This window comes from Jannaschia seosinensis, assembly GCF_001408515.1.
Lineage (GTDB): Bacteria > Pseudomonadota > Alphaproteobacteria > Rhodobacterales > Rhodobacteraceae > Jannaschia > Jannaschia seosinensis.
In genome coordinates this window covers 1-3476 of the sequence record NZ_CYPR01000176.1, presented here as the reverse complement: position 1 = coordinate 3476, position 3476 = coordinate 1, and the positions used below count along the sequence as shown (strand labels likewise).

At 63.9% G+C, this 3476-nt stretch carries 6 protein-coding genes; 4 read left to right on the top strand and 2 right to left on the bottom strand.

Annotation, left to right across the window (positions count from 1 at the left end; translation table 11 throughout):
• Nucleotides 1-179 (bottom strand): transposase (locus JSE7799_RS13385; protein WP_186201942.1); only part of this gene is annotated, 179 nt, incomplete at its 3' end.
• 165 nt (nt 180-344) lie between these two features.
• Here JSE7799_RS13385 and JSE7799_RS13375 point away from each other — a divergent pair.
• From JSE7799_RS13375 to JSE7799_RS13365, 3 genes are all read left to right on the top strand, one after another.
• The gene (locus JSE7799_RS13375; RefSeq protein WP_144431705.1) at nt 345-749 is read left to right on the top strand and encodes a plasmid recombination protein; all 405 of its coding nucleotides are present in this window, start codon (nt 345-347) and stop codon (nt 747-749) included.
• 69 nt (nt 750-818) lie between these two features.
• Nucleotides 819-1442, top strand: a complete 624-nt coding sequence (locus tag JSE7799_RS13370) for a hypothetical protein (protein ID WP_055664063.1) — start codon at nt 819-821, stop codon at nt 1440-1442.
• 93 nt (nt 1443-1535) lie between these two features.
• A complete protein-coding gene (locus tag JSE7799_RS13365; RefSeq protein WP_055664062.1) occupies nt 1536-1919 on the top strand; it encodes a hypothetical protein in 384 nt (127 codons plus the stop codon).
• Between the two features lie 121 nt (nt 1920-2040).
• Here JSE7799_RS13365 and JSE7799_RS13360 read toward each other — a convergent pair whose 3' ends face one another.
• A complete protein-coding gene (locus JSE7799_RS13360) occupies nt 2041-2391 on the bottom strand; it encodes an HNH endonuclease (protein WP_245624891.1) in 351 nt (116 codons plus the stop codon).
• A 201-nt stretch (nt 2392-2592) separates the two neighbouring features.
• On the opposite strand from JSE7799_RS13360, the gene istA reads away from it, so the two are divergent.
• Nucleotides 2593-3476, top strand: an 884-nt coding sequence (gene istA / locus JSE7799_RS13355) for an IS21 family transposase (protein WP_055664066.1), incomplete at its 3' end; no start/stop codon positions are given.

Sequence of the window (3476 nt, the reverse complement as noted above, 5' to 3'; positions counted from 1 at the left end):
GGGTCACGCGGATCGTGCAGGCAATCTGCGAGCCGCTGCGCCAGACCCGCCCTGCGCTCGATCTCGCGCAGCAGGGTCAGGCCGGCGTCGGAGCTCATGTCGGCGCCGTCAAACCCGAGCAGGATCGGCTTACCGTTAAGGGGTGACAGGCGGGGCGTGGAGCACGTAGACTGGGTCATGGCGGAGGTCGTCCTGCTGAAATCTGAATCTTTGGCGCCGATAACCAAAAAATACAGATTTTCAGACGGTTACGCCACCTCCGCCGCCTTCTCGTGAATTATCCGGGTTAGCGTCTTCTGGGGGAGAAGAACTGGGCGCAACTGGCGTACCAGGAAATCCGCCGCATGAAGTGGGATAACCACAAGAAGGAGCTTGCCCAGCTCGAGAAGCGCCGTTGTTCGACTGAGCTTCAGCGGCGTCTCGCGGAAGGCCCGAAGGATCCTTGGCGTGCCACTCGGCACGGCCCGATGCGCGAGATCATCCTGACTGCCCATGCCGACTGGTTCAAAGTCGCGGAAGGCGATCCGTTCAGCGACGACTATGAGACGCGCGAAGCGGCCTTCCAGCGGCTTGGCGTCGAATGGCTGGAAAAGACCTTCGGCGACGACTGCGTCCACGCGAGGGCCGACCGGGACGAAAGCGCATTCCACATCCATGCTGTGATCCTGCCGCGCACCGTGACCAAGGACGGGCGCAAGATGCTCCAGCCGTCGAAGCACGACGCGATCCGCAACTACGAGAAGGCTTAGGACGACGTTGGCGCCTGGTTCGCCGCAGCGAACATCGGTCTCACGCGCGGCGAGCGCCGCAAGAAGAGGGTGCGGGAGGCGATTCAGCACAACGAGCAGCTCCGCAAGGAGCAGCGCAAGGGGCACCGGCTGGATGAAGTCCAGAAGCTCCTGCCAGCGTATCGGCAGCACGTCAGCCCTCGAAAATGGCGCGAGGCGCAGGAGTGCGAACTCGTTGAGCGCGAGGCAGATGTTCAGGGGCGCGAGGAAAAGCTGGTCCGAAGCGAGACCGCTGTTGTTGAGCGCGAGCGGGTTGCGAGCGACAGGCAGCGTGAAGCCGACGGAATCCCGACTGTCGCGCAGGCTGTCGCGGATGGCGACCTGCTCTACGCGGAGGACGCCCAGACGCCGGAAGCGGCGCAGGATCATGACCCGGCCCCGGACAAGCCCACTCTCGCCCGGCGCCTCTTCGGAATGGCCGTGGCGCGACTGAGGAAGGATGAGCAGGCGGCGGCGCGCTCAGAGTTGGCGGGCGCCTTCGAGGAGGTCCGCCAGGCCGACGATGCGATCGTGCGCATCGCGAACCTCCTGCCGATGGAGCTGCGCAAACAGGTTGCCTTGGCCCGCAAGTCTCTGACCCACAGCATCATGACGCTCACCTCGCAGGTCAGGGGCGATCGTGACCGCGCGCGCGGTGAGCCTCCCCGGGAGTAATTTTTTTATTTTCTTCCGGCCGGTCTCGGTCGAACCAAGATCCGGTTTGGGACCGGATGGCCCATCTACTCATGAACCTCGGGGATTAAGAAAATGACTGAAGAAGCGAACCCGCAGAACAACCCCGACCCGCGCAAGGCGGATCAGACGCAGCCCGAAAAGCCGCGCCGGAGGAAGAAGGCGCCGCCGATCGACTTTAACGCGCTGAATGACCGCGACAACAAGCTCCTCCAGAGCATCGCGACCACCGGCGCTCGGGTCGCCGGACGACAGCAGAAGGTCCGCGAAGGGCAGCTGAATGCGATGAAGGACACGCTGGCCGACATCCTCGTTGAGCCCGACAATGTAGACTCGCGCTCGATGACGGTGCTCTTCAAGCTGATGCTCGCCTACGCGACGCCGGCGAACGCGAAGAAGATCGCCTCGACCCCCCTCTGTCCACCCGACCTGCCCGAGCCTTACCGGCACCGCGCCTGATTTCACCGCCAACCCGGTCCTTTGCAGGGGCGCAGCAAACGCTGCGCCCTTTTTCGATTGGCGGCTATCTATTCCGCTCGGTCAGAACCCGCCGGGCATTCATGAGGGGCATGTGGTGCCGCTATGCCCATGGAGGGGACTCTTCAGACAACGCCCGACCGAAGACGTTCTCGCGGTGCCAGCGCAGGTTCTTCGGGTGCGGCGCGTTTCGCGGCTCTTCCGGCCTGACAAGCTTCCCGTCCGGCGCGATAAGCCGCCCCACCACCTCACCGGGCACCTTGTTGTGAGAGACGAGAATCGTCTTGCAGTCGTCGGCGACGGAGATGAGGCCGCGATCGAACATCCAGTGACGCATGCCCGACAGCGCCAGCCCGTTGCGCACCGAATCGCTGCCGTGGCTCTCAACGGGGCGGATATGCGCCGCCTGCACCTCAGGCCGCCCGCCGCCGTTGCGCAGCATCAGCCCGGACATCGCGCAGCGATACCCCTAGGCCTCGCGCACCTTTCGTCGGAAGGCGACCTCGCGGTAGGGCCTCCGGGTGAGGCGCTCGAGCACCGGGTGTTGGCTGTCACTGAGAACTGACCCGGCAGCAGTCTAAATTGTCACTGAGAACTGACCCTTGTGGAATCTTGCCCCTGACGGGATTTGTCGGGGGTTATTGGAGTGATCGACATGGGATTTTTGAGCGTCATTCGACGTTGGGCGTTACGGGACAAGATGCCCATCCGCGAGATCGCGCGGCGGACCGGGCTGTCTCGCAACACCATCAAGAAGTATCTGCNGGCGGGGATCGTTGAGCCCCGGTTCCAGACACCGGCGCGGCCGAGCAAGCTGGACCCATATGCCGAGAAGCTGACAGGCTGGCTGGTGACGGAGCAGCGCAAGTCGCGCAAGGACCGGCGCACCGCCAAGCAGATGCACGCTGATCTGGTTAAGCTTGGCTATGACGGCTCGTATGAGCGTGTCGCAGCCTTCGTGCGGACTTGGAAAGGAGACCGGCAACGCGCGCAGCAGACGACCGATCGCGGGACATTCGTGCCGTTGGTGTTCCAGCCGGGCGAGGCGTTCCAGTTCGACTGGAGCGAGGACTGGGCCCCCGTCGGCGGCAAGCGCATCAAGTTGCAGGTGGCCCACATCAAGCTGTCGCACAGCCGCGCGTTCCTGGTCAGGGCCTATTTGTTGCAGACGCATGAGATGCTGTTCGACGCGCATTGGCACGCGTTCCGGGTCTTTGAGGGCGTGCCGGGCCGCGGGATCTACGACAACATGAAGACGGCGGTGGATCGCGTGGGCGTTGGCAAGAAGCGCGATGTGAATGCGCGGTTCATGGCCATGACCAGCCACTATGTGTTCGAGCCCGACTTCTGCAACCCGGCGGCGGGCTGGGAGAAAGGCCAGGTCGAGAAGAACGTGCGCGATGCGCGCCACCGGCTCTGGCAGGTGATGCCGGCCTTTCCGGATCTTGATGCGTTGAATGTGTGGCTGGAAGAGCGCTGCAAGGCGCTGTGGACCGAGACCGCTCATGGCAGCCTGCCTGGCAGCATTGCCGACATCTG

Bases quoted from the DNA above. Each gene is read 5' to 3' on its own strand.
- JSE7799_RS13375 (WP_144431705.1), top strand. From the start codon at position 345: ATGAAGTGGGATAACCACAAGAAGGAGCTTGCCCAGCTCGAGAAGCGC.
- JSE7799_RS13365 (WP_055664062.1), top strand. From the start codon at position 1,536: ATGACTGAAGAAGCGAACCCGCAGAACAACCCCGACCCGCGCAAGGCG.
- JSE7799_RS13360 (WP_245624891.1), bottom strand. From the start codon at position 2,391: ATGTCCGGGCTGATGCTGCGCAACGGCGGCGGGCGGCCTGAGGTGCAG.